Raw genomic sequence first — 24,076 nt, forward strand, 5'->3', positions numbered from 1 at the left:
GGGTGCCGGCCCGGATCCGGCCACCGGGGATAGGGCGCCCCTATCCCCGTTTGACATCATCCGCGACGCCCGTGCGCTCCACCACACTCTCCCCGTACCGCCCCCACGCCGGGCCCGCACCCAGGGCACCCCCACGGCGTGGGTTCATCGGATCCGTAGGAGACCCCCCATGAGACACCTCAGGACCGTTCTCGCCTCCGCAGTCGCCGGTCTCGGCCTCGTGGCGACGCTCGGCGCCGCACCCGCCGTGACCGCCGCTCCGGCCCCCGCCACGCCCACGACGTCCACCGCCACGACCATCGCCGCCTACACCGGGTCGAGCGAGAACGCAGCGGCCAACCAGGCGTTCTACGACGCGGTCATGAAGTCGGTCGCCAAGAAGCGGGCGGCCAACCCGGGAGCGCTGGCGGTCACCGTCACCTACAACGCGTCCAGCGCTCCGAGCTTCCGCACCCAGATAGCCCGCAGCACCCAGATCTGGAACAGCGCGGTCTCCAACGTCCGCCTCCAGGAGGGCTCCAACGCGGACTTCCGGTACTACGAGGGCAACGACTCCCGGGGCTCCTACGCGAGCACGGACGGGCACGGCCGCGGCTACATCTTCCTGGACTACCGGCAGAACCAGCAGTACAACTCGACTCGCGTCACCACCCACGAGACCGGGCACGTCCTCGGCCTCCCGGACACCTACTCGGGCCCGTGCAGCCAGCTGATGTCGGGCGGCGGCCCCGGCCCGTCCTGCACCAACGCCCAGCCGGACGCCAACGAGCGGGCCCGGGTCAACCAGCTGTGGCGCTACGGGTTCGCCGCCGCGACCTCCTGACCCGTACGCGGCACCGCTTCGCACACCCCGTTCCGCACCACCGTGCGGCTCCCCACGAGGGAGCAGGAGGCCGGTCCCGTGTCCCGGGACCGGCCTGCCCCCCGCCGCGTCACACAGCGGGCCGTTCCGTCTCCGGAGCGGCCCGCTGCGCTGTCCGGCGTCGAGTTCAGGCGTCGAGTTCGTTACGGACGAGGGTCAGCAGTTCGTCCTCGGTCATGCCCAGGTCCCGGGCGTCCGCGACCGCTTCGCGCACCCTCTCCAGCAGCCGGGCGCGCTGCGGCGAGGCGCCCGCGGTGATCGCCGCGCCCCGGCCGCGGCGCAGCTCGATGAGCCCTTCCTCGCGGAGCCGTTGGTAACCGCGCAGCACGGTGTGGACGTTCACGCCGAGGGATTCGGCGAGCGTCCGGGCGGCGGGCAGCCGCTCGCCCGGAGCCACCGCGCCCTCGGCGACCGCACGCCGGACCGAGGCGGCGATCTGGTCCCCGAGCGGGACGGTGGAGGTCGGATCGACCCGGAAGAGCATGGTCAGCGCCCCGCCCGCTGCCGGTCGAGCAGCGTGTTGAGCAGAGCGGCGCCGGTGGCCGAGTCACCGACGGTGACGGCGAACTCGCGGCCGCTCGTCAGGCTGACGACGATGGCCTCGCCCGAGCGGGTGATGACGCCGCTGCGCTCGGGGCGGATGCGGTAGCCCCAGCCGCCGTACTCCGCGAGGGCGTTGACCGGGCGGCTGTCCGCGCCCTCCATCCGCTCCAGCGGGACCCGCACCCGGGGCCGGGGCAGCAGACCGGAGACGGTGAGGCCGCGCCGGTCCACGGTGACGTGGGGGCGGCAGAAGGTGCCCGTCACCAGGGCGAACAGGATCAGCGGCACCCCGATGAACCAGCTCTGCTCCCGGCCCACGGTGACACCGGCCGCCAGCAGCACCAGCACGGCGACGGGTGCCCACCAGGCGCCGATGCCGCGCCCCCAGGCGGCCACCTCGCCGTCGGCGAGCACGAGCCTCTCCCGGGTCGCCCGGTCCGGGTCGCGGGGGTCCTCGGGCAGGGGGACCAGCCGGGACAGCAGCGCTCCGAGGGCTCCGGCGAGGGCGGCCGCCGCGAGGGCCACCGCGATGTGCCGGAGCGGGAACCCGCCGGCCGAACCGCCGTCGGGGACGTCCACGTTGACGAACAGGACGGCGATCAGCAGATAGCCGAGGAACGCGGCCGCGGCGAACCCTCCGCCGATGAGCCACCGGTGGGCGCGGCCGTGGAGCCTGCCCTTGACCGCGATGAACACCCACAGCGCGCCGAGCACGATCAGCGAGGCGAGCGTGTAGAGCAGATAGGAACGGGAGCTCGTGTATCCGTTGGCGGATCCGCCGGCGTCGAAGTGGACGGCCATGCGGTCGGGCAGGCGGTCCGCCACGGCGGCGTAGAGCGCGAGGTCGATGAGGAGTGCGAGCACAAAGGGCAGGGCGGCGAGAGTGACGCGGCCAAGGTTCTTGCTTGTCATGGAAAACCTCCGTTGTTCGCATGCTAGTAGAACAATGTGGCGGAGGCAACGGGTGAAGGCAGCGGCGCGACGCGCGTCCGCCCCGTACCGGGATGCGGTACGGGGCGGACGCGAACGGTGCGGCGGTGACGGGGGGTTGCCGGGTGGCGGAAGGTTCCCTGGTGGCGGGAGGTAGCCGGGTGGCCGGAGGTTTGCCGGGTGGCAGCGGGCCGGCTTCGGGTCAGGCGGCTCCGGGCCAGGCGACAGAGGTCTGGACACTGACGTCGTCCGGCAGGATCCGCTGGACGGCGGCCAGGGCCGCGGCGAAGTCGCGTTCGGCGCGGGCCGACTCGTACACCGCGCCGTCCAGATGGAGGGCGAGGTGGAGATGCGGGTCGGCCCGGCGCAGGGAGAGCAGGCAGGTGAGTGTGGCGTGGCGGAGCGCGCCCGCGACGAGGACGGGCAGCGGCCGGTCCCACTCCAGGACGCAGTCGGCGAGCGCGCCGTCCTTCAGACCGAACGTCCCGTTCTCCGGCGGGGCGCCCGCGACGGGCCTCAGGACGTCGAAGCTCTCACCCTCGAAGTCGGCCCCTCTGATCCGGGTCCGGATCCGCTGTCCGTCCGTGGTGAGTACGACGGCTTCGGAACCCTGGTTGTCCCGGTACCAGCCGGCCCACGACTCATCTGTCATGAGCAGGGACTGTAGCCCCTGCCTCTGACAACTTCCGTACCGCCCTCCGTGGTGGGGCGACGGGCATCAACCCGTTCGGGGCTCCCGCCACATGGGGTACATCGGCGGGCCGTCCGGCAGGTCGAGCGCCCGGCCGAGGAGGCGGAATCCGAGCCGCTCGTACAGCGTCCGGCTCCGGGCGCTGCTCGCCTCCAGATAGGCCGGCAGCCCGTCCCGGTCACAGCGCTCCAGTTCCGCCCCGATCAACTCCGCCCCGATGCCCTCCCCCTGACGGCCGGGACGGACGCCGATCATCAGCAGATAGGCGTGCGCGCGGTCGTGCGGGTGGACCGCTCCGGTCAGCCTGCCCACCAGTTCGCAGCGCTCGTTGTCGGGATCGGCGGTCTCACGCATCAGGGCGGGGGTGGGGTCCTCCTCCTCGGGGGCCCCGGCGGGCACCTGGAGCCAGAGGGCCACCGCCGCCTCGTCCTCGGCGATGTCGATACGGCCCTCATCGAGGGCGACGTCGACGAAGACGCCGAGGAACTTCCCGTGCACCGCGCGCCGGTGCGCCTCGTCGGGGAACACCCAACTGCTGACCGGGTCGTCGTGGAAGGCCTCCTCCATCACCGACACGACGAGCTCCCGGTCGCGTCGCTCCGCCTGCTGGATCCGTATACCCATGACGGGCTGCCGCCTCTCTCTGCTGCCTTCCTTCAACCAACCTCCGGAATACTAGAGTTGACAGGGCTCCGCCGGTCACCCGACGTGGGTCAGCTGGTCCGGCGGGTGACGAATTCGGCCAGCGCCAGCAGGTCGCCCGCCGTGCTCGGGTCGGGGACCGCCCGGGAGAGGTGGTGGACCGCCCGGGCCATCCGGTCGGCCGCGCAGACCTGGGCCCAGTCCCGCCCGCCGGCCCGGTCCACCGCGTCGGCCGCCCTGCTCACCTCGGCGGCGGTGTTCATGGGCCCCCGGTAGAGCGCGGCGAGCTCGGCGGCGGCCGGGGTGCCCGAGGTGAGAGCGGCGACCACGGGCAGGGACTTCTTGTGGGCGGAGAGGTCGGCCCCGACGGGCTTGCCGGTGTGGTCGGGGTCGCCCCAGATGCCGATCAGGTCGTCGATGAGCTGGAACGAGAGACCCACCTCCCGGCCGAACCCGTCCATCGCGCGGACGGCCCGGTCCTCAGCCCCGGCGTAGAGGGCGCCGAGCGCGCAGGCGCAGCCGAGCAGGGCGCCGGTCTTGGCGGCCGCCATGGTGAGGCATTCGTCGAGGGTGACCTCGTCGGGGCCGCGCTCCTCGAAGGCGCAGTCCGCCTGCTGGCCCGCGCACAGCTCGATGATGCAGGTGGAGAGCCGGGCGGCGGCGGGCGCGGCGGCCGGGTGCGTGTCCTCGGCCAGCAGCCGCTGGGCGAGGGCGAGCATGGCGTCGCCGGTGATGATGGCGTCCGGGACGCCGAAGACCGCCCAGGCGGTGGGCCGGTGCCTGCGGGTGGTGTCCTCGTCGATGACGTCGTCGTGGAGCAGCGTGAAGTTGTGGGCGAGTTCGACGGCGACGGCGGCCCGGATCGCGCGTTCCGGATCGCCGCCCAGGGCGCGGGCGGCGGCCAGCACGAGGGCCGGCCTGACGGCCTTTCCGGCCTGGCCGGAGGCCGGGGTTCCGTCGGCGTTCTGCCAGCCGAAGTGGTACATCGCGATCCGGCGCATGGCGCCGGGCAACGACTCCACGGCCGATCGCAGATGCGGGTCGACGACGGCGCGGGTGCGCTCCAGGAGCGCCGCGGCCTCGTGCCCTTCCGTCGCTGCGTCCGTACTGGTCATGGTCACGGTCAACTCCCTGGGGCGAGGCGGTGGGTGCGGACCCGGAGGGTCCGGGCGGCGGCTGCCCGCCCGGACCCCCGGGGTGACTCGGGATCAGCGCCAGCGGCTGACCTCGACGTTCTCCAGCACTCCGAGGGCGTCCGGTACCAGGATGGCGGCGGAGTAGTACGCCGTCACGAGGTAGGAGATGATCGCCTGCTCGTCGATCCCCATGAAGCGGACCGAGAGGCTCGGTTCGATCTCGTCGGGGATGCCGGTCTGCTGGAGGCCGATGACGCCCTGCTCGGCCTCGCCGGTCCTCATGCAGATGATGGAGGTGGTGCGGGCGTCGGTGACGGGGATCTTGTTGGACGGGAAGATCGGCACCCCGCGCCAGGCGGGCACGTGGTGACCGCCGATGTCGACGCTCTCCGGGACGAGTCCCCGCCGGCTGCACTCACGGCCGAAGGCGGCGATCGCCTTCGGGTGGGCGAGGAAGAGCTTCGATCCGCGGCGGCGCGAGAGCAGCTCGTCCATGTCGTCCGGGCTGGGCACCCCGTCGTGCGGCTGGATCCGCTGCCCGTAGTCGCAGTTGTTGAGAAGTCCGAACTCCCTGTTGTTGATCAGCTCGTGCTCCTGGCGCTCGCGCAGCGCCTCGACCGTGAGCCTCAACTGCTGCTCGGTCTGGTTCATCGGCTGGTTGTAGAGGTCGGCGACCCTGCTGTGGACCTTCAGCACGGTCTGGGCGACGCTCAGTTCGTACTCGCGGGGCGCCGCTTCGTAGTCGACGAAGGTGTGCGGGACGACCGCCTCGCCGACATGGCCGGCGGAGAGGTCGATCGCCGCCTCGCCGTAGTGGTTGGTCCGCTGTTCCGGAATGGAGAGCAGTCCGGCAAGGTGGCCCTGCAGAGATTCGGCGCGCTCGGCGAGGTTGTACACATCGGCCCGGCTCAGGGTGAGGAGCGTGCACGGGGTGAGCGTGCGGGCCGTGTACTCCCAAACAGCATCGCCGTCGATCAGACTCTGGTCGCCGAAGTACGCGCCGTCGGCGAGGACCCCGAGCTCCGTCTCGTCCCCGTAGAGGCCGGATCCGACCTTCTCGATCTTGCCGTGCGCCAGCAGAAAGACCCGGTCCGCCGCGTCCCCCGAGGCGGCGAGCACCTCCCCCGCGCCCACGTCCCGCTGCTCGCACCTGCGGGCGAGCTCGGCGAGGACCTCCTCGTCCCCGAAGTTGCGCAGAGCGGGCAGCTCCCCCAGCTCCGCGGGGATCACGGCCACCCGGTCCCCGGTCTGGACGAAGGTCACCCGGCCGTCACCGACCGAATAGCTGAGCCGACGGTTCACCCGGTACGTACCGCCCTGTACCTGCACCCACGGCAGCATCTTCAGCAGCCACCGTGAGGTGATCTCCTGCATCTGCGGCGCGGATTTGGTGGTCGTCGCGAGGTTCCGCGCAGCCGCCGTCCCCAGACTCTGCTGCGGCGGCGCCTGCGTGTCGCGAACCTCTTCACCAACGGACATCTGACGTCCTCTCGATCATGGGCTGACCTGCGAGGAAAGACTTTCAGCAGGAGGGGCGGACCCGCCATTACACAAAAGAGTGTGACTAATCCACCTTCAGGTGGGGCACGTTGAGCCCGTCACCGGCCCACCCTTTTAATTTGCATCCATCGTGCAACTTATCTACTCTGAGCCCATGCGGTTGACGAGATTCACGGACGTGGCACTCCGCGTCCTCATGCGGCTGGCCGTCGCCGAGGACACGGAAGCCCCGACCACCCGCGAGGTGGCGGCCACCATGCGGGTCCCGTACACTCATGCCGCGAAGGTCGTCGCCCGGCTCCAGCACCTGGGCCTGCTCGACGCCCGGCGCGGCCGGGGCGGCGGACTCACCCTGACCGCGGCCGGCCGCTCCGCGTCGATCGGCTCACTGGTGCGGGAGCTGGAGGGGCCGGAGGAGGTCGTCGAGTGCGAGGGCGACACCCCCTGCCCCCTCCGCTCCGCCTGCCGACTGCGCGGCGCCCTGCGAGGGGCCCAGGAGGCCTTCTACGCCGCACTGGACCCGATCACCGTCCCCGACCTCGTCACCTCCCCCACCGGCCCGCTCCTGCTCGGCATCGGCAGCGGCCCGCCACCCGACTGATCCCGCCCCGGACCATCACCGACACGCCAGAACACCCCGTACGCCGGGGCGGATCCCCCCCCGCCCTTAAATATGCATCCAACATTCCAATAATAAGGAGCCTCATGCTCTCCGACCGGTCCACCGCCACCGTCCGCGCCACCCTTCCCGCCGTCGGCGCGGCCATCGGGGACATCGCCGACCTCTTCTACGAGAAGCTCTTCGCCGCCCACCCCGAGCTGCTGCGAGACCTGTTCAACCGCGGCAACCAGGCCTCCGGCGATCAGCGCAAAGCCCTGGCCGGATCCATCGCCGCGTTCGCGACCGCGCTGGTCGAGCAGCCCGGCACCCGGCCCGACGTGATGCTGGACCGGATCGCCCACAAGCACGCCTCGCTCGGGGTGACCCCCGAGCAGTACGAGGTGGTGCACACCCATCTGTTCGCGGCCATCGCCGACGTCCTGGGCGACGCGGTCACCCCGGAGGTCGCCGCCGCCTGGGACGAGGTCTACTGGCTGATGGCGAACGCCCTGATCGCCATCGAGGAACGCCTCTACGCCCAGCAGGGAGTCGCGGCGGGAGACGTGTGGCGGGAATGGGAGGTCACCGCCCGGGTGGAGGAGACCGAGGACGTCGCCACGTTCCTGCTGCGCTCCTCCGAGGACACTCCCGCGCCGGCCTTCCGGCCCGGCCAGTACGTCTCCGTTCAGGTCGAACTTCCGGACGGGGCACGCCAGATACGTCAGTACAGCCTCTCCTGCGCCCCCGGCTCCCGGCTCCGGTCGATCACCGTCAAGCGCGTGCGCGGCCAGGGTTCGCCCGACGGCGAGGTCTCCCGTCACCTGCACGAGCACATCCGCGTCGGCGACCTGCTGCGCGTCTCGGTCCCCTACGGGGACCTGGTGCTCGACCACCTGGACGCGCCCCTGCTGCTGGCCTCGGCGGGCATCGGCTGCACCCCCATGCTGTCGATGCTGGAGTACCTCGCGCAGGAAGGGCACCGGGGCCCGGTCACCGTCGTGCACGGGGACCGCTCACCGGCCGACCACGCCCTGCGCACCGACCACGTGCGGCTGACGGAGAAGCTCCCGGACGCCGAGGCGCACTTCTGGTACGAGGCCCCGGAGGCCGGACAGCCGGCGAACCGCACCGGCCTCGTCGACCTGGACGGCATCGCCGTACGGCCGGGAACGCACGCCTACCTGTGCGGCCCGCTCCCCTTCATGCGGGCGGTCCGGGCCCAGCTGCTGGAGGCGGGCGTACGGCCGGCCGACGTCCACTACGAGGTGTTCGGCCCGGACCTCTGGCTGGCCTCTGCCTGAAACACCGCCACGGCAGGCGGGCGACAACGGGCGGGTGACCAGCCCGCCCCCCGGCCCTCCCCGCCTCGACGCCCTCCTGCGGCCCCGGCTCCCCTCCCTCTTGCAGGAGGTCCAGGACGAGGGTTTCGCCCGCCACGGCGTGCGACTGTTCCTCAAGCGGGACGATCTGGTCCAACCCGGTCTTTCCGGTATCCGGTCAGGCCCCTGTCCACGTCCCCGTCTCCGTGCACGACCCGCTTTCGGCTTCGGTCAGGCAGAATGAGAGCTGGTGTGCATGAGGGGGCGCAGGTGCTGAAGTATCACCAGGGGCGCGAGAGTCGAAGACAGAGGCGGGATGAAGCTGCCCGTCTGGACGAAGAGATCACCGCTTTCGGAGAGTTGCTCACCGCCCACACGTTCACTCCCGGGCAGCCTGATGCCGACGCGGACGCGGTAGCCCATTACCGGCAGGCCCTGGACGCCTATGAGCAGGCGACCCGGAGCCTCGGGACGGGTCGACGGCGTTCCGGCTCAGGGCGGCGGCTTCTCCCCTCGCCGGGTCGCCCGGACAGCCCGGACGCCCTCCGTGCGCTGGACGAGGGTCGGCACGCCCTGGCCTGTCTGGACGCGCGGCTGTCCGGGAAACCCCTTCCCAGGCGGCTTCCGCTCTGCTTCTTCGATCCTCGCCACGGCCCCTCCGCCGGCGAGCACCCGTGGGCGCCGGGCGGCGGTGCGGTGCGGCTGATCGCGGTGTGCGCGGCGGACGCGGTTCGCCTCTCCGAAGGGGACGGGCCTGCCGTCGGCGCCGCGGCCCCCGGCTCAGCTCCTACGACGCGTACGCCGGTCGCCGGACACCCCGTACCGCAGAAGCAAGCGGCGCCTGTCGCAGCCGCTCCCTTGCGCGAGACAGCCCCCAAGTCCGGCCGGAAGCCGCGGCTGCGGGAGCGATACACCGGCAAGCAGCTCGCGGTCAGGGGCCTGTTCGCTCTGCTGGCCGTCCACGGGGTCGCGCTCTACTGGGCAGGTGGTACGGACAGCGAATGGGGTAACCCGTTCGAACGGCTCATGAGCGTCCTGCTGGCCTCCTTCATCGCCTGCGCCATGGGTGCTGTCGCCTTTGTCGTGGGAGCCGCCGCCCCTCGGCAACTATCGCTCCTGTGGCGGACTGTGCGTCGAGGCGAGTGCGTGCGTGCCTGGTTCGCGCGCAAGGAGACCAGCAGGAGCGGGGGGCACTATCACGTCTTCGCCGTCACTGATGTGACGGGCCGTCGACACGAGTACCGGCGTTCGTCGGGCGGCCCGGCGGTGGTTCCCCTTCCGTACCGCAAGGTCTGGTACGTCCAGGGGGTCGCGGACAACGAAAATCCGCTCGGAATCCTGGCGCCCCTGTGGATGGCCCTCACAGCCTGCATGTGCGTGGCGCTGTCGCTGCCGCTCGCCTTTTTCGCGCTCTACATCATCCCGGGGACGCTTGTCCGAGCTCTCTCCTGACCGTCCGTACGTCAGCCCCGCCCACGCGTCCGCGAGCGTCTCGGTGCCCTCAGCGGGAGGACCGCTCCCCCACTCGCTCAGCCCGGGACCACACCGTGGCCGAGCGCTCGAAGGACTATCGCCACACCATGCTCGGCATCGCCCGCCTTCACAAGGAGCCTCCTCCGAGCCGGCGGTGTTGAGCACGAGTTGGACAGTCCTGCGTAAACGACGAAGCTCCTGGTGGACGGGTTCTCGACCAGGGTCACGTGAGTGTCGGCGCGCCGTGAGGAACGAAGCGAGGGGCCGATAGCGCCACTTCGGCTTTCCTACGGCCTGGGAAGCCCTGCGGACGGGTGGCGGTCGCCCTGTCGGGACCGGCCGCCAGGCCGCATGCCCGGTCCGGGCGGACCGGCCACCCGGCGCGCCGCAGGCGCGCCCTTGAACAAGTACAGAAAAGTTGGACCGATAGCTCTCGCGACTCTCCGGCCCCAGCTCGCCAGGGTTCCCGAGCAGCGCGCCGGACGCTTCTCAGGGTGGTTGGGCAGGATCGGGTCGTCACGCCTCAGTGCCTCGGCCATACGCTCCACCATGTCTGCGGGCATGGCTCCCATGTGGACGTACGGCCTTCCCGAATAGGCCACCACCGGCCGCAGGTGGCTGACCCGTTCGGCCTCGATCCCGAGCGCCACCAGTGCCCCGCTGAGTGCCTCGGTCGCGTCCTCCGCCGCCTTGCGACCGTCGCGCCACTGCTGCATCTCCACTGCCATCGCCCCCTGCGTGATCATCGGCGCTTCCGGGTCGTGTGCGGGTGCCGCCGGATCTCCACACTCGCGTCCGTCGCCGCCGAGTAGTCGCCCCAGCCTCTGGCCTCCCGCCGCTGGGCATCCAACGCCTGGCACACGTCGCAGCCCTCCACCGGCTTCGGAGGCTCCGGGACGGATATGAGGTGCGCGGGCGGGTCCATGGTCGTGTCTGGAGTCGTCATGGACGTGATGGTCCATGCCCCTGAAGGACGTATCTCTCCCCGAATCAGGGACAGTTGTACCGTTGAGCCCTACGGTTCAAGAACGCCCAAATGTCGCAGGGGGAAGTCTTGAACGCCGCTCTACGATCAGCTATGGAAGACGCCAAGCTCACGCCCCGGAAGCTTGCCACCACGGTGGAACGGTGGCTGGCCGACGCCGAGCTGTTACCGCATGCAAGAAACCGCGTCGACGCGTGCCGGGCGCTGAAGGTGGATGAAGACATGATCTGGCCCAAGGCTGTTCAGGAACGGGTGAAGACCGGCCATGACCGCGAGTTGGCCCACGCCTATCCCTACCGGTCCGCCTGCCCGTCGACCGTGTGGGGCGAACTGATCGCAGGGGCCTCCACGGACATCTTCTTCGCCGGGTACACGAACTACTTCGTCTGGTTGGAGCAGCCTGCCTTCATAGAGACGCTGCGCCGCAAGATCGCGTCGGGGTGCCGTGTGCGCTTCCTGCTGGGCGATCCTGATGGAGAGGTGACCCGACAGCGTGAGGCCATCGAAGACGTCGCCCTGAGCGTCGGCACACGCATCCGGATCAGCCTGGAGCACCTGGGACGGCTCGGCCCCCTGGACGGTCTGGAGACGCGCTTCAGCAGCCCCGAGGACGCCGTGAACCATGTGTCCCTTTCCGTGTTCAGGTTCGATCATGATGCACTCGTGACGCCGCACCTGGCGCGGCTCGTCGGCCACGACTCACCTCTTCTGCATCTGCGTCGCCAGGGAGACAGCGGCATGTTCGACCGGTTCGCGGAGCATGCCGAGGAGCTGTGGGACCGGGGCGTACCGCAGACGCTATGACGGCACGGGGAGAGGGCACGGCCACAATGGGAGGGTGAGCCCGCCCGTAGACCTCGCCCGCGCACTTCAGCCCCGGCTCCCCTCCCCCTTGCAGGAGGTCCAGGACGAGGGTTTCGCCCGCCACGGGGTCCGGCTGTTCCTCAAGCGGGACGATCTGGTCCACCCCGATCTGCCGGGCAACAAGTGGCGCAAACTCGTCCTCAATCTGGAGGCCGCCGCCGGGCGCACCGTGCTCACGTTCGGCGGCGCGTACTCCAACCACCTCCGGGCCACCGCGGCGGCCGGGCGGCTGCTGGGCTTCGGGACCGTCGGCGTCGTCCGCGGCGACGAGCTGGCGCACCGGCCGCTCAACCCCTCGCTGGCCCGGTGCGCGGCCGACGGGATGCGGCTGCACTTCGTGGACCGTACGACGTACCGGGAGAAGGCCTCGCCCGAGGTCCTGAAGGGGCTGCTGAGCCGGTTCGGGGACGTGGTGGTCGTCCCGGAGGGCGGCAGCAATGCCCTGGCCGCACAGGGCTGTACGGCGCTGGGGCGCGAGTTGGCCGGAGAGGTCGATGTGGCGGCCGTGGCCTGCGGGACCGGGGGCACCCTGGCCGGGCTCGCCGCCGGGCTGGATCCCGGGCAGCGGGCACTGGGCGTGCCGGTGGTCGGCGGGGGTTTCCTGGCCGGGGAGGTGGCGCGGCTCCAGCGCGAGGCGTTCGGCGGCCCGGCCGGGGACTGGTCGCTGGAGGAACGCTTCACCTTCGGCGGCTACGCCCGTACGACCCCGGAGCTGAACGCCTTCGCCGATGGTTTCGAGGAGCGGCACGGGCTGCCCGTGGAGCGCGTCTACGTCGCCAAGCTGCTGTACGCGCTGGCCGCGCTGGCCGGCGAGGGGGCGTTCGCGCGGGGCAGCCGGGTGGCCGCCGTGATCACCGGTGCCCCGGACGCGCCGCCTCAGGAGCCGTCCGTCTCCCGGTAGGCGGCCGCTTCCTCCAGGTCCAGCCGGCGCAGCAGCGTACGCATCATCTCGTCGTCGATCCGCCGCTCGTCCCGGAGCCGGACGAAGACTGCGCGTTCGGCCTCGATCATCTCCCGTGAGAGCCGCCGGTAGGTGTCGTCCGCCGATTCCCCGGTGACCGGGTCGGCGGCGCCCAGCCGCTCCCAGACGGCGTTGCGGCGGCGCTCCAGCACGGTGCGCAGCCGGTCGGCCAGCGGTGGCGGCAGGCTGTTGTGCGGGTCGTCGAGCAGTTCCCGCAGCCGGGCCTCCGCCGCCTCGGACGCCTCGCTCTGGGCCTGCGCCTCGATGAGCGTGACGGTCTGCGGGTCGGGGTGCGGCAGCTTCAGTACGCGGACGAGGACGGGCAGGGTCAGGCCCTGGATCACCAGCGTCCCGATGACGGTGGTGAAGGTCAGGAACAGCACCAGGCTGCGGGCCGGGAAGGGTTCGCCGTCCTGTGTGACCAGCGGGATGGAGAACGCGACGGCGAGGGAGACGACCCCGCGCATCCCCGCCCAGCCGACGATGAGCGGCGCAGTCCAGTCGGTCCCGGGTTCACGCTCCCGGACGCGGCGGGAGAGCCACCGGGGCAGATAGGTGGCCGGGTAGACCCAGACGAAGCGGACCACGACGACGGCCAGGAAGACCACGACGGCGTAACCGATGGCTTCCTGGACGCCGAACGGGCCGAGCTCCTTCAGGACGAACGGCAGCTGGAGGCCGATCAGCGCGAACACCGTGGACTCCAGGATGAACGCCACCATCTTCCAGACGGCCGCTTCCTGGAGCCGGGTGGCGAAGTCGACCTGCCAGGAACGGTGCCCCAGATAGAGGGCGACGACGACCACGGCGAGGACACCGGAGGCGTGCACCCGTTCGGCCGCCGCGTACGCCACGAAGGGGATCAGGAGGGACAGCGTGTTCTGGAGGAGAGCCTCCTTCAGGTGCGTGCGCAGCCAGTGCAGCGGCACCATCAGCAGCAGCCCGACGCCGACCCCGCCGATCGCGGCGAGCAGGAACTCGCCGATGCCGGCGCCCCAGCTCATCCCCTCCCCCACCGCCGCGGCCAGGGCCACCCTGAAGGCGGTGATCGCCGTGGCGTCGTTCACCAGGGACTCGCCCTGGAGGATCGTGGTCACCCGGGCGGGCAGCCCCACCCGGCGGGCGATCGCGGCGGCCGTCACGGCGTCCGGCGGGGCGACGACCGCCCCCAGGACCAGGGCGGCGGTCAGCGGCAGGTCCGGGATGATCCGGTACGCCAGCCAGCCCACCGCGACGGTGGCGAAGAGCGTGTAGCCCACGGAGAGCAGCGCGACCGGCCGGATGTTTGCCCGCAGGTCCAGGTAGGAGCTGTCCAGGGCCGCCGTGTGGAGCAGCGGCGGAAGCAGCAGCGGGAGGACGACATGGGCGTCCAGGTGGTACGTCGGGACGCCCGGCAGATAACCGGCCACGAGCCCCACGGCGACGAGCACGAGCGGTGCGGGCACCGGGGTGCGGCGGGCCGCGCCGGCCACCGCGGCACTCACGGCGACCAGGGCGATCAGCGGCAGCGCGTCCATCCCACCGTCCTCGATCCGTCGTAACCTGCCCATCATGAGCGAGTGTGCGCATGCAGCGGATCTGCCACGCCCCGAGCCCGTGCCGCTCGGTGAGACCTGTCCCGAGTGCCTGGAGGCGGGCACCCACCCCGTGCAACTGCGGCTCTGTCTGACCTGCGGGCACGTCGGCTGCTGCGATTCGTCGCCGCTGCGGCACGCCACCGGACACTTCCGGGCGACCGGTCACCCCGTGATGCGGAGCTTCGAGCCGGGCGAGAGCTGGCGCTGGTGCTTCGAGGACGGTTCGATCGTCTGACGTCTGGGTACGTCAATGCGGCGCCGGTTCTTCGCAATTGGACGCCGCAGACCCCTAGCCACTGTCCGTACTCATGGGCTTACCATGAGTGACGGTCGAGGTATGGGGTCCGTACGACACGGCATCATGGATCCGATAACGTCGCCGAGCCGAAGAACCGTCGACGGACCGCATGGCTCCGGGCCACCCTTCCCGGAACCTCGAAAGAGTTTGTGCCACCTTGGAGGTGAGGGTGTCCCAGATCGCAGGCGAGCCCGGGAATCAGGACTTCGTGGAAGTCCGGCTGCCCGCTGCGGGTGCCTACCTGTCGGTGCTGCGAACGGCCACGGCCGGTCTCGCAGCGCGTTTGGACTTCACTCTCGACGAGATCGAGGATCTTCGCATCGCGGTCGACGAGGCCTGCGCGATCCTGCTCCAGCAGGCCGTGCCGGGTTCCGTCCTCAGCTGCGTCTTCCGCCTCGTCGACGACTCCCTCGAAGTGACGGTGTCGGCGCCCACCACCGACGGCCGGGCGCCCGAGCGCGACACCTTCGCCTGGACGGTGCTCTCCGCACTGGCCGGCAAGGTCGACTCCACGGTCGCGGACGACCGTACGGTCAGCATCAGCCTCTACAAACAGCGCGGCGCCGGCCCCGGGCCGGCGTGAGCAACGGGAACGGGGACGGTCCTGTGCGGGACGAGACGATCCGGTCCGGGGTGGTGCGCCCAGCAGGCATCCCGGAGCAACAGGCCCGGCCGCATCCGGTGGACGGAGCGGACGGGCCCGAGGGCTTCGACGTCGCGGTGGAGCAGCAGTCGCAGGCAGAGCGGGCGGGCCAGATGAGCGAGCACGGGCACCACGATCCACACGACCGCAGCGGGGCCCGGGCCCTGTTCTTCGAACTGCGGGAGCTGCCCGACGGTTCCCCGGAGAAGGCCGAGCTGCGCAACCGGCTGGTGCGCATGCATCTGCCGCTGGTGGAGCATCTGGCCCGCCGGTTCCGCAATCGCGGCGAGCCGCTGGACGACCTGACGCAGGTCGCCACGATCGGGCTGATCAAGTCCGTGGACCGGTTCGACCCGGACCGGGGGGTGGAGTTCTCGACGTACGCCACGCCCACGGTGGTCGGCGAGATCAAGCGCCACTTCCGGGACAAGGGCTGGGCGGTGCGGGTGCCGCGCCGTCTCCAGGAGCTGCGCCTCTCGCTGACCACGGCCACCGCGGAGCTCTCCCAGCAGCACGGCCGTTCGCCGACCGTGCACGAGCTGGCGGAGCGGCTCGGCATCTCCGAGGAGGAGGTGCTGGAGGGCCTGGAGTCGGCCAACGCGTACAGCACGCTCTCGCTGGACGTGCCGGACACGGACGACGAGTCGCCGGCCGTGGCGGACACGCTGGGCTCGGAGGACGAGGCGCTGGAGGGCGTGGAGTACCGGGAGTCGCTCAAGCCGCTCCTGGAGGACCTGCCGCCGCGCGAGAAGCGGATCCTGCTGCTGCGTTTCTTCGGGAACATGACCCAGTCGCAGATCGCCCAGGAGGTCGGCATCTCGCAGATGCACGTCTCGCGGCTGCTGGCCCGCACCCTGGCGCAGCTCCGCGAGCGGCTGCTCGTCGAGGAGTGAGCCGAGGAGTGACGAGCGGGGCCGGAAGGCTCAGGCGTCGGGGGTCGTCCTCGGCCCCCGGCGGATGCCCAGGTCCTGGGTGGTCGCCGGGTTCAGGACGAGCACGAGGCCGGTGACGGCGACCACCGCGAGCACGATCCCGGTGGGGATCAGCGCACCCTGCGAGCGCAACAGCGTCCAGGCCACCGGCAGCGCCATGATCTGGGTGATCAGCGCGGGCCCCCGGCTCCAGCTGCGCAGCAGCAGCAGTCCGCGGGCGGCGATCAGCGGGATGGCGCCGAGCGCGACCAGGGTGATCCCGACCGTCTCCGCCTGCTGCGTGCTTTCCAGCTTCCCCAGCAGCCCCATGATCAGCAGGTAGATCCCACCGACGGCGAGAGCCACGCCTTCGAGGGCGTTGACCCCGGCGAGGACGGTGATCCTGGTCGGGCGCTCCGCGGTGGAGGGCGACGGCGTGGACGGTGTCTGCTGAGTGCTCACGCCTTTCAGGTTGGCATCCCCGGCGCCCGGAAGTGAAGCCGGGGTGCGCGGGAGCCGCACCCGTTCGGCGGTGGACCGGGGCAGACCATCACGCTCCGTCACCGGACCCGAGCGCAGCGAACCGGGACTTCAGGGCCGAACCGCCCGGTAGGTAGGCTGGCCGTCATGCGCGCACTCCTCGTGGTCAATCCAGCTGCTACCACCACCAGTGCCCGCACCCGTGACGTGCTCATCCACGCGCTGGCCAGCGAGATGAAGCTGGAGGCGGTGACCACGGAGTACCGGGGGCACGCGCGGGATCTGGGGCGGCGGGCCGCGGACAGCGACGACATCGATCTGGTGGTCGCCCTCGGCGGCGACGGCACGGTCAACGAGGTCGTGAACGGGCTGCTGCACCGGGGTCCGGACGTGGACAGCCTCCCGAAGCTCGCCGTGGTCCCCGGCGGGTCCACCAATGTCTTCGCGCGCGCCCTGGGGCTGCCGAACGACGCGGTGGAGGCGACCGGCGCGATCCTGGACGCCCTGGAGAACCGGACCGAACGCACGGTTGGTCTGGGCCTGGCCGCCGGCACCCCGGGCACGGAGGACGAGTCCGTCCCCGAACGCTGGTTCACTTTCTGTGCCGGACTCGGGTTCGACGCGGGAGTCGTCGGCCGGGTCGAACAGAAACGCGAGGGCGGCAAGCGTTCGACGCACGCCCTGTACGTCCGCCAGGTGGTGCGGCAGTTCCTGAACGAGGCCCACCGCAGACACGGGACGATCACGCTCGACGTGCCCGGCCAGGACCCGGTGACCGACCTCGCGCTGTCCATAATCTGCAACACCGCCCCCTGGACCTACCTGGGCAATCGCCCGGTCTACGCCTCGCCGAAGGCCTCCTTCGACACCGCGCTGGACGTCCTCGGACTGAAGCGTCTGTCCACCCCGGCGGTGGCCCTGTACGGCACCCAGCTGCTCACTTCGAGCCCCGAGAAGGGGCCCCGCGGGAAGCATGCCGTTTCACGGCATGACCTCACGGACTTCACCTTGCATTCAAAGGTCCCACTGCCCTTCCAGATGGACGGTGACCACCTGGGACTGCGTACGAGCGTGACGTTCACAGGCGTACGCCGTGCACTGCGTGTGATTGTGTGAGTGGAAGGGCCGAAAGTCCTTTAACTCGAACGTTTGGACTGGGTCCCACCCCCAAGAAGTGCGCCTGTGACCTAGTCGACACCGAGGAATCAAAAAAAACTTTCCAGAAGGGGTTGTATCCGTCGCCGAGGTTTGGGAATCTCTTCATGGCGATCGGGACGGCCCGCAACACCGGCCTCCACTGAGAGCCAGAACCCCTCCTCACCATCACAGACCACACCCAGTCCACCTGGGGGTCGGCCCGTCATCTGCGGGGGGATTCGTGAAAGCGTTCACATTCACAAGCAACAAGCGTGTAATACCAAGGAGAGGTAGCAGCCATGGACTGGCGTCACAACGCCGTTTGTCGTGAGGAAGACCCCGAGCTGTTCTTCCCCATCGGCAACACCGGTCCCGCGCTGCTGCAGATCGAGGAAGCCAAGGCTGTCTGCCGCCGCTGCCCCGTCATGGAGCAGTGCCTGCAGTGGGCGCTCGAGTCCGGCCAGGACTCCGGCGTCTGGGGTGGCCTCAGCGAGGACGAGCGCCGCGCGATGAAGCGCCGCGCCGCTCGCAACCGGGCGCGTAACGCCAGCGCCTGAGCGACCCCCGCACCAAGCCTCAGCCCGGCGGCGCGTACAGAGCGTACGCACAGCCCCGCCTTCGAGTCGCAGCGCGCAGTACCCCGAAGCGCATCGCAACGTGAGCATCACGGAGCGGGCCCGGACCGTCACCACGGTCCGGGCCCGCTCTGCTGTGTGCGCCCGGTCCCCCGGGACGGCCCGGCTACTTGAGACCCTGAACCGGGAGGTCCAGCACCACCTGGGTGCCGCGCTCGGGGGCCGGGACCATGCCGAACGTACCGCCCAACTCCCCCTCGACCAGCGTCCGTACGATCTGGAGCCCGAGGTTGCCGGCCTGCTTCGGGTCGAACCCCTCGGGCAGCCCGCGCCCGTCGTCGGTGACGGTGATCAGCAACCGCCCCTCGGTGGGCGATCCGCCGCGCACGGCGGAGACCTCGACCGTGCCGTGGTCGGCCAGAGCGAAGGCGTGCTCCAGGGCGTTCTGCAGCACCTCGGTCAGGACCATGGAGAGCGGGGTGGCGACCTCGGCGTCGAGGATGCCGAAGCGTCCGGTGCGCCGGCAGGTGACCTTGCCCGGCGAGATCTCCGACACCATCGCGATGACCCGGTCGGCGATCTCGTCGAACTCGACCCGCTCGTCCAGATTCTGGGACAGCGTCTCATGGACGATGGCGATCGAACCGACGCGCCGGACCGCCTCGTTGAGGGCCTCGCGGCCCTGCTCGGAGTCCATCCGGCGGGACTGGAGGCGCAACAGGGCGGCCACCGTCTGGAGGTTGTTCTTCACCCGGTGGTGGATCTCCCGGATGGTCGCGTCCTTCGTGATCAACTCGCGCTCGCGGCGGCGCAGTTCGGTGACGTCCCTCAGGAGGACCAGGGAGCCGATCCGGACGCCCTTGGGCTTGAGCGGAATGGCCCGCAGTTGGATCACCCCGCCCGCGCACTCCACCTCGAACTCGCGGGGCGCGTAACCGCTGGCCACCTTGACCAGAGCCTCGTCCACCGGCCCCCGCGACGGGGCCAGTTCGGCGGTGACGGTACCGAGGTGGTGGCCGACCAGATCGGAGGCGAGGCCGAGGCGGTGGTAGGCGGAGAGGCCGTTGGGGCTGGCGTACTGGACGATCCCGTCGGCGTCGAGCCGGATCAGGCCGTCGCCCACGCGCGGGGAGGCGTCCATGTCGACCTGCTGCCCGGGGAACGGGAAGGCCCCGGCCGCGATCATCTGGGCCAGGTCGGAGGCGGACTGGAGGTAGGTGAGCTCCAGCCGGGAGGGGGTGCGCACGGTGAGCAGGTTGGTGTTGCGGGCGATGACGCCGAGGACCCGGCCGTCGCGGCGTACGGGGATGGACTCGACCCGTACGGGCACCTCCTCGCGCCACTCCGGATCACCCTCGCGCACGATCCGTCCCTCGTCCAGGGCCGCGTCCAGCAGCGGGCGGCGGCCGCGCGGGACCAGGTGGCCGACCATGTCGTCCTGGTAGGAGGTGGGCCCGGTGTTGGGGCGCATCTGGGCGACGGAGACGTACCGGGTGCCGTCGCGGGTGGGCACCCACAGCACGAGGTCGGCGAAGGACAGGTCGGAGAGCAGCTGCCACTCCGAGACCAGCAGATGGAGCCACTCGAGGTCGGTGTCGCTCAGAGCGGTGTGCTGGCGGACGAGGTCGTTCATGGAGGGCACGTGTGGAGCGTACCTGGGGTTACCGAAGGCGTTCGAACCGCTGGGGCCGATGAGCCGTGCAGGTGTACGGAGGTACGACGATGGACAGGGGCGGCGGCCGGCCCGAGAATGTCGTGCACACGGATGGACACGGGTATTGGTCTAGTCCACAATGTTCATCAAGACCTCCGCTCTCCCCGCACAGGAGAGTGGACCGAGGCACCCGGCGCTCTCTGCCCTGACCGCGCCGGTGCCTCCAGTGGCCGGGGGCACCGCACACCGCCGGCCAGGTAGCTCCGGGCTGCGGTGCCGGGCGGGCTGAGGGTCCCGCCCCGGCGCCGCGGCCCGCGGGTGTTTTCGGGGCGCCACCGCCTCCGGTTTTCAGCGGGTCTCGGTGACCTTCGCCAGGGCGCGGGGCGCGTCCGGGTCCTGGCCCCGGGCGATCGTCACCTCGTACGCCAGCATCTGCAGCGGCAGGATCTCCAGGACCGGCTGCAACTCCTCCGGGACGCCCGCCGTGGGCAGCGAGAACCCGGCCGACGCCGCCTCCACCTGGGCCTTGGGGCCGACCACGAAGAGATCCGCGCCCCGCCCGCGCAGCCGGTCCAGCACCGGCTGGAGCGCCTCGCCGCCCCGGCCGTCGGTGACCACGGCGATCACCGGGGAGATGTTGTCGACCATCGCCAGCGGACCGTGCAGCAGATCCGCGCCGGAGTAGGAGAGAGCGGGGATGTAGCTGGTCTCCATGAGCTTCAGGGCCGCTTCCTTAGCCGTCGGATAGCCGTAGCCGCGCGAGGTGATCACCATGCGTTCGGCGAAGCGGTAGCGGGAGGCCAGCGCCTTGACCTCGGCCCGGCGGCCCAGGATCACGCCCGCGAGGTCCGGCAGCGCCGCGGCGGCGTCGGTGCCGTCGCGGCCGCCCAGGCCCTCCACGAAGAGGTACAGGGAGAGCAGGGAGGCGGTGTACGTCTTGGTGGCCGGCAGCGCCTTCTCCGGGCCCGCCAGGATGTCGATGTGGTACTCGGACACGGCGGCGAGCGCGGAGTCCGGGTTGTTGGTGACGGCGAGGGTGACGGCCCCGGCGTCCCGGGCCGCCTGCGTCGAGGCCACCAGGTCCGGTGAACCGCCCGACTGGCTGACGGTGATCACCAGGACGTCCCGCAGATCCGGCTTGGCCCCGTACGCCGTCGTGGTGGACATGGAAGCGAGGCCGCAGGGCAGGCCGAGGCGGATCTCCAGCAGGTACTTCGCGTACAGGGCCGCGTTGTCGGAGGTACCGCGCGCGGTGAGCAGGACGAAGCGGGGCTTCCGGGCGGCGATCTCGGCGGCGACCTCGCGGATGCGGGGCGCGCCCCGGTCGAGGATGCGGCGCAGCATCGCGGGCTGCTCGGCCATCTCGCCGGACATGATGCAGCCGGGCCGGTCGCCCTGGCCGCCCGGGTCGGCCGGAAAGGTGGCGGACATATGGGGGCCTCCCTGTGCTGTCGGCTGCGGTGTCGCCGTACCGGACAAGTCGACCAGGCAATTCCGTGGGCCGCCAGCGGGCCGGGGCGGGCGGGGAGGGGCGTCTGCGGCGGGCGGGGATGCGGGCCGCCGGTGCGTGGACTCCTCTCCGTACGGCTGCCCGATTCTGCTAAATTGGAGTTTGATTGGTCTATACCACCTCCTCCTCTAGTCAGATCGGCAGGCACAGCGTGGAAGTTGTCATCGTCCCGGACGCCACGGCAGGCGGCGAACTGATCGCGGAGGCCATCGCCGCGCTGCTCCGCCGCAAGCCCGACGCCCTGCTCGGCGTTGCCACCGGCTCGACCCCGCTGCCCATCTACCGCGCGCTCGCGTCGAAGGTCGCCTCCGGCGCGGTCGACGCCTCGCGCGCCCGGATCTGCCAGCTCGACGAGTACGTCGGGCTGCCCGCGGGCCACCCGGAGTCGTACCGCTCCGTGGTGCTGCGCGAGGTCATCGAGCCGCTCGGGCTCTCCGAGGCGTCCTTCATGGGCCCCGACGGCGCGGCCGAGGACGTCCAGGCGGCCTGCGAGGCGTACGACCGGGCGCTGGCGGAGGCGGGCGGCGTCGACCTCCAGCTGCTGGGCATAGGCACGGACGGGCACATCGGCTTCAACGAGCCGTGCTCCTCGCTCGCCTCGCGCACCCGGATCAAGACGCTGACCGAGCAGACCCGGGTGGACAACGCGCGCTTCTTCGACGACGACATCGAGCAGGTGCCGCACCACGTGATCACGCAGGGCATCGGGACGATCCTGGACGCCCGGCACCCGATCCTGCTGGCCACCGGCGAGGGCAAGGCGGAGGCCGTCGCCCAGACGGTGGAGGGGCCGGTGGCCTCGATCGTTCCGGCGTCGGCGCTCCAGCTGCACCCGCACGCGACGGTGGTGGTGGACGAGGCGGCGGCGTCGAAGCTGAAGCTGGCGGACTACTTCCGGGCCACGTATGCGGCGAAGCCGGGGTGGCAGGGGCTGTAGGGCTTCGCCCCTCACCCCTTGCTCCTGTACGACTCAGGGCCGGGACGCCGTTGCGGTGTCCCGGCCCTGAGCCGTGCGGTGCGCGGTGCGCGGGTGCGCGGTGCGGAAATGGTGCAGCCCGTCCGGCGGGAGGTTTTGTCCTCAATCGCCGGACGGGCTTGATTTTGGCCGGCCGAAGCTTTTGAGCTGCGGTCCCGGACGGGCTGGGTTTGGCCGGCCCGAAGCTTTTGCTGCGGGCCCACCGGCCCCAGGCCTTGTCCTCAAACGCCGGACGGGCTGGGTGTCGCCGGACGGGCTGGGTTTGCCCGGTGTCAGGACTTCGTGCCCGTCAGCGCTTCCGCTGCTGCCTGACCGCAGACCCTTGCCGCGCCGTGGGTGGCGACATAAAGCGCGCCCCTCGGGTCCGACTGGGGCAGGCCCATCTCGACCACGACCGTGTCCGGGCGGGCCGCCAGCAGGGCGTCGAGCGCCGCGCCCATCCAGGCGTGCCGGTGCTCGTCGCGGACCACGGCGACGACGCGCCGCTCCCCCGCCGCTGCCAGGATCGTGTCCACCGCACCGGTGGTCCCGGCCGTGTAGGTGTCCGTGCCCGTGCCGGGCAGGATCCGCTCCAGCTCGGCGGCGATGCCCCACGGGGTCTCGTCGCCGACCGCGATGTTCGCCTCCGCGCCGAACGAGGCCACGTACGCCGCCTCGGTCAGGCGGTCGCCGGAACCGGTCACCCGGACCGCGCGGCGGGCGGCTATCAGGCCGATGTCGGAGCTGACTCCGGTGCCGGGCGCGGTCCCCTCCTGCACTGCCGCGCCCGACTCCCGGATGTCCCCCCGAACCCTCTGCGTCCAGGACGCCAGGGCTCGTACACGGGCGGCCGCGTCGGCGAGCCGCTCCTCGGTCAGTTCCCCGCTGCGCACGGCCGCGACGAGGGCGTCGCGCAGCCGCAGCACCGTCTCCTCGTCGGCCAGGCCGCCGCCCACACAGATGGCGTCGGCGCCCGCCGCGAGGGCGAGGACGGACCCGCGCTCGATGCCGTACGCACCGGCGATGGCGTCCATCTCCACGGCGTCCGTGACGATCAGGCCGTCGTAGCCCAGCTCCTGGCGCAGCAGACCGGTGAGGATCTGCGGGCTCAGGGTCGCCGGGCGGTCCGGATCGAGTGCGGGAAGCAGGATATGCGCGCTCATCACCGATTTGGAACCCGCGGCGATGGCCGCCCGGAAGGGCACCAGCTCACGGGCGTGCAAGGTGTCGAGGTCCACATCGATGCGGGGCATCGCGAGGTGCGAGTCGACCGCGGTGTCGCCGTGTCCGGGGAAGTGCTTGGTGCAGGCGGCGACGCCGGCGGCCTGGAGCCCCTCGATGTACGCGGCGGTGTGCCGGGCGGCGAGCCGGGTGTCGGCGCCGAAGGAGCGTACGCCGATGACCGGGTTGTCCGGGTTGGAGTTGACGTCGGCGGACGGCGCCCAGTTGAGGTTGACGCCGCACTCGGCGAGCCGGCGGCCGAGCTCCTGGGCCACGGCCCGGGTCAGGTGGACGTCGTCCACCGTGCCGAGGGCGAAGTTGCCGGGGAACGAGGAGCCGTGCGTGACCTCCAGGCGGGTCACGTCGCCGCCCTCCTCGTCGATGGCGACGAGGACGTCGTCCCGTTCGGCGCGCAGCCGCTCGGTGAGGGCGGTGAGCTGCTCGGGCGAGGTGATGTTGCGGCCGAACAGGCCCACGGAGGCGAGGCCCTCACCGACGCGGCGCAGCAGCCAGTCCGGTGCGGTGGTTCCGGTGAATCCGGGCTGGAGCACGGCGAGCGCGTCGCGCGTCACCGTGTCCGTGGTGGAGACGAGGGTGGTCATGGGCCC

The 24,076-nt window shown here is 71.2% G+C and carries 24 protein-coding genes and 2 pseudogenes; 13 read left to right on the forward strand and 13 right to left on the reverse strand.

Translation table 11 applies throughout. From position 1 onward, the window contains the following. Positions 1 to 169: 169 nt before the first annotated feature. Entirely contained in the window at positions 170 to 823 is a 654-nt protein-coding gene (gene snpA, locus IE140_RS01315) for a snapalysin (protein ID WP_150194811.1), read from the forward strand. Between the two features lie 166 nt (positions 824 to 989). On the opposite strand, the gene IE140_RS01320 is transcribed toward snpA, so the two are convergent. The 6 genes and pseudogenes from IE140_RS01320 to IE140_RS01345 all read right to left on the reverse strand — a co-directional run bounded on the left by IE140_RS01320 (position 990) and on the right by IE140_RS01345 (position 6,283). After that, positions 990 to 1,346 carry a GntR family transcriptional regulator gene (locus tag IE140_RS01320; protein ID WP_109180063.1) on the reverse strand — a complete coding sequence of 119 codons (357 nt, stop codon included), beginning with the start codon at positions 1,344 to 1,346 and terminating at the stop codon, positions 990 to 992. Between the two features lie 2 nt (positions 1,347 to 1,348). Further along, entirely contained in the window at positions 1,349 to 2,317 is a 969-nt protein-coding gene (locus IE140_RS01325; RefSeq protein WP_150194813.1) for a DUF1648 domain-containing protein, read from the reverse strand. Between the two features lie 238 nt (positions 2,318 to 2,555). Further along, positions 2,556 to 2,987: pseudogene (locus IE140_RS01330) on the reverse strand (DUF6304 family protein); the annotation flags it as partial. A gap of 66 nt (positions 2,988 to 3,053) precedes the next feature. Continuing rightward, positions 3,054 to 3,650: a GNAT family N-acetyltransferase gene (locus tag IE140_RS01335; RefSeq protein WP_150194817.1), complete on the reverse strand. Its 597-nt coding sequence runs from the start codon at positions 3,648 to 3,650 to the stop codon at positions 3,054 to 3,056. An 89-nt stretch (positions 3,651 to 3,739) separates the two neighbouring features. Continuing rightward, complete coding sequence (locus tag IE140_RS01340; protein ID WP_150194839.1) at positions 3,740 to 4,783, reverse strand: family 2 encapsulin nanocompartment cargo protein polyprenyl transferase; 1,044 nt, start codon at positions 4,781 to 4,783, stop codon at positions 3,740 to 3,742. Between the two features lie 93 nt (positions 4,784 to 4,876). Next, positions 4,877 to 6,283 carry a family 2B encapsulin nanocompartment shell protein gene (locus tag IE140_RS01345; protein WP_032763214.1) on the reverse strand — a complete coding sequence of 469 codons (1,407 nt, stop codon included), beginning with the start codon at positions 6,281 to 6,283 and terminating at the stop codon, positions 4,877 to 4,879. A 175-nt stretch (positions 6,284 to 6,458) separates the two neighbouring features. On the opposite strand from IE140_RS01345, the gene IE140_RS01350 reads away from it, so the two are divergent. The 4 genes and pseudogenes from IE140_RS01350 (at position 6,459) to IE140_RS01360 (ending at position 9,676) form a co-directional block, all read left to right on the forward strand. Continuing rightward, complete coding sequence (locus tag IE140_RS01350) at positions 6,459 to 6,905, forward strand: RrF2 family transcriptional regulator (RefSeq protein ID WP_032763215.1); 447 nt, start codon at positions 6,459 to 6,461, stop codon at positions 6,903 to 6,905. 104 nt (positions 6,906 to 7,009) lie between these two features. Then, entirely contained in the window at positions 7,010 to 8,206 is a 1,197-nt protein-coding gene (locus IE140_RS01355) for a globin domain-containing protein (protein WP_150194819.1), read from the forward strand. A gap of 34 nt (positions 8,207 to 8,240) precedes the next feature. Continuing rightward, a pseudogene (locus IE140_RS35800) lies at positions 8,241 to 8,396 on the forward strand (1-aminocyclopropane-1-carboxylate deaminase); the annotation flags it as partial. A gap of 80 nt (positions 8,397 to 8,476) precedes the next feature. Then, on the forward strand, positions 8,477 to 9,676 hold the full coding sequence (locus tag IE140_RS01360; RefSeq protein ID WP_093442949.1) for a hypothetical protein: 1,200 nt from the start codon (positions 8,477 to 8,479) through the stop codon (positions 9,674 to 9,676). A 308-nt stretch (positions 9,677 to 9,984) separates the two neighbouring features. On the opposite strand, the gene IE140_RS01365 is transcribed toward IE140_RS01360, so the two are convergent. Both IE140_RS01365 and IE140_RS01370 read right to left on the reverse strand, forming a co-directional pair. Continuing rightward, positions 9,985 to 10,443 carry a hypothetical protein gene (locus IE140_RS01365; RefSeq protein WP_189459991.1) on the reverse strand — a complete coding sequence of 153 codons (459 nt, stop codon included), beginning with the start codon at positions 10,441 to 10,443 and terminating at the stop codon, positions 9,985 to 9,987. Then, positions 10,440 to 10,643: a hypothetical protein gene (locus IE140_RS01370; RefSeq protein ID WP_189459993.1), complete on the reverse strand. Its 204-nt coding sequence runs from the start codon at positions 10,641 to 10,643 to the stop codon at positions 10,440 to 10,442. The genes IE140_RS01365 and IE140_RS01370 overlap by 4 nt, the downstream gene beginning before the upstream one ends. Before the next feature lie 261 nt (positions 10,644 to 10,904). Here IE140_RS01370 and IE140_RS01375 point away from each other — a divergent pair, with 261 nt between their 5' ends. Together IE140_RS01375 and IE140_RS01380 are read left to right on the forward strand one after the other, a co-directional pair. Beyond that, entirely contained in the window at positions 10,905 to 11,486 is a 582-nt protein-coding gene (locus tag IE140_RS01375; protein ID WP_093443021.1) for a DNA-binding protein, read from the forward strand. A 34-nt stretch (positions 11,487 to 11,520) separates the two neighbouring features. Further along, entirely contained in the window at positions 11,521 to 12,447 is a 927-nt protein-coding gene (locus IE140_RS01380) for a 1-aminocyclopropane-1-carboxylate deaminase/D-cysteine desulfhydrase (RefSeq protein ID WP_150194821.1), read from the forward strand. Here the strand turns inward: IE140_RS01380 and IE140_RS01385 are convergent. Next, complete coding sequence (locus IE140_RS01385) at positions 12,423 to 14,024, reverse strand: Na+/H+ antiporter (protein WP_150194843.1); 1,602 nt, start codon at positions 14,022 to 14,024, stop codon at positions 12,423 to 12,425. The two genes, IE140_RS01380 and IE140_RS01385, sit on opposite strands and share 25 nt — an antisense overlap. 34 nt (positions 14,025 to 14,058) lie before the next feature. Here IE140_RS01385 and IE140_RS01390 point away from each other — a divergent pair, with 34 nt between their 5' ends. The 3 genes from IE140_RS01390 to IE140_RS01400 all read left to right on the forward strand — a co-directional run bounded on the left by IE140_RS01390 (position 14,059) and on the right by IE140_RS01400 (position 15,918). After that, positions 14,059 to 14,319, forward strand: a complete 261-nt coding sequence (locus IE140_RS01390) for a UBP-type zinc finger domain-containing protein (RefSeq protein WP_093442955.1) — start codon at positions 14,059 to 14,061, stop codon at positions 14,317 to 14,319. A gap of 232 nt (positions 14,320 to 14,551) precedes the next feature. After that, the gene (locus IE140_RS01395) at positions 14,552 to 14,965 is read left to right on the forward strand and encodes an ATP-binding protein (RefSeq protein ID WP_003966375.1); all 414 of its coding nucleotides are present in this window, start codon (positions 14,552 to 14,554) and stop codon (positions 14,963 to 14,965) included. A gap of 23 nt (positions 14,966 to 14,988) precedes the next feature. Then, the gene (locus IE140_RS01400; RefSeq protein WP_010072101.1) at positions 14,989 to 15,918 is read left to right on the forward strand and encodes an RNA polymerase sigma factor SigF; all 930 of its coding nucleotides are present in this window, start codon (positions 14,989 to 14,991) and stop codon (positions 15,916 to 15,918) included. Positions 15,919 to 15,948: 30 nt separating this feature from the next. On the opposite strand, the gene IE140_RS01405 is transcribed toward IE140_RS01400, so the two are convergent. Continuing rightward, entirely contained in the window at positions 15,949 to 16,398 is a 450-nt protein-coding gene (locus IE140_RS01405) for a hypothetical protein (protein ID WP_032763749.1), read from the reverse strand. 165 nt (positions 16,399 to 16,563) lie between these two features. On the opposite strand from IE140_RS01405, the gene IE140_RS01410 reads away from it, so the two are divergent. Further along, positions 16,564 to 17,532 (forward strand): diacylglycerol/lipid kinase family protein, encoded by a 969-nt coding sequence (locus tag IE140_RS01410; RefSeq protein ID WP_010061515.1) that lies wholly within the window; start codon positions 16,564 to 16,566, stop codon positions 17,530 to 17,532. Positions 17,533 to 17,852: 320 nt separating this feature from the next. Then, the gene (locus tag IE140_RS01415; RefSeq protein ID WP_003953983.1) at positions 17,853 to 18,110 is read left to right on the forward strand and encodes a WhiB family transcriptional regulator; all 258 of its coding nucleotides are present in this window, start codon (positions 17,853 to 17,855) and stop codon (positions 18,108 to 18,110) included. Positions 18,111 to 18,294: 184 nt separating this feature from the next. On the opposite strand, the gene IE140_RS01420 is transcribed toward IE140_RS01415, so the two are convergent. Together IE140_RS01420 and IE140_RS01425 are read right to left on the reverse strand one after the other, a co-directional pair. Then, complete coding sequence (locus IE140_RS01420) at positions 18,295 to 19,761, reverse strand: sensor histidine kinase (RefSeq protein WP_032763224.1); 1,467 nt, start codon at positions 19,759 to 19,761, stop codon at positions 18,295 to 18,297. A 369-nt stretch (positions 19,762 to 20,130) separates the two neighbouring features. Next, positions 20,131 to 21,213, reverse strand: coding sequence for an SIS domain-containing protein (locus IE140_RS01425; protein ID WP_150194823.1), 1,083 nt, complete (start codon positions 21,211 to 21,213; stop codon positions 20,131 to 20,133). A 230-nt stretch (positions 21,214 to 21,443) separates the two neighbouring features. Here IE140_RS01425 and nagB point away from each other — a divergent pair, with 230 nt between their 5' ends. After that, positions 21,444 to 22,229 carry a glucosamine-6-phosphate deaminase gene (nagB, locus tag IE140_RS01430; protein ID WP_032778839.1) on the forward strand — a complete coding sequence of 262 codons (786 nt, stop codon included), beginning with the start codon at positions 21,444 to 21,446 and terminating at the stop codon, positions 22,227 to 22,229. A 311-nt stretch (positions 22,230 to 22,540) separates the two neighbouring features. On the opposite strand, the gene IE140_RS01435 is transcribed toward nagB, so the two are convergent. Further along, the gene (locus IE140_RS01435; RefSeq protein ID WP_150194826.1) at positions 22,541 to 24,070 is read right to left on the reverse strand and encodes a glycoside hydrolase family 3 protein; all 1,530 of its coding nucleotides are present in this window, start codon (positions 24,068 to 24,070) and stop codon (positions 22,541 to 22,543) included. Between the last annotated feature and the right edge of the window lie 6 nt (positions 24,071 to 24,076).

The organism is Streptomyces parvus, from assembly GCF_014648875.1.
Lineage (GTDB): Bacteria > Actinomycetota > Actinomycetes > Streptomycetales > Streptomycetaceae > Streptomyces > Streptomyces parvus.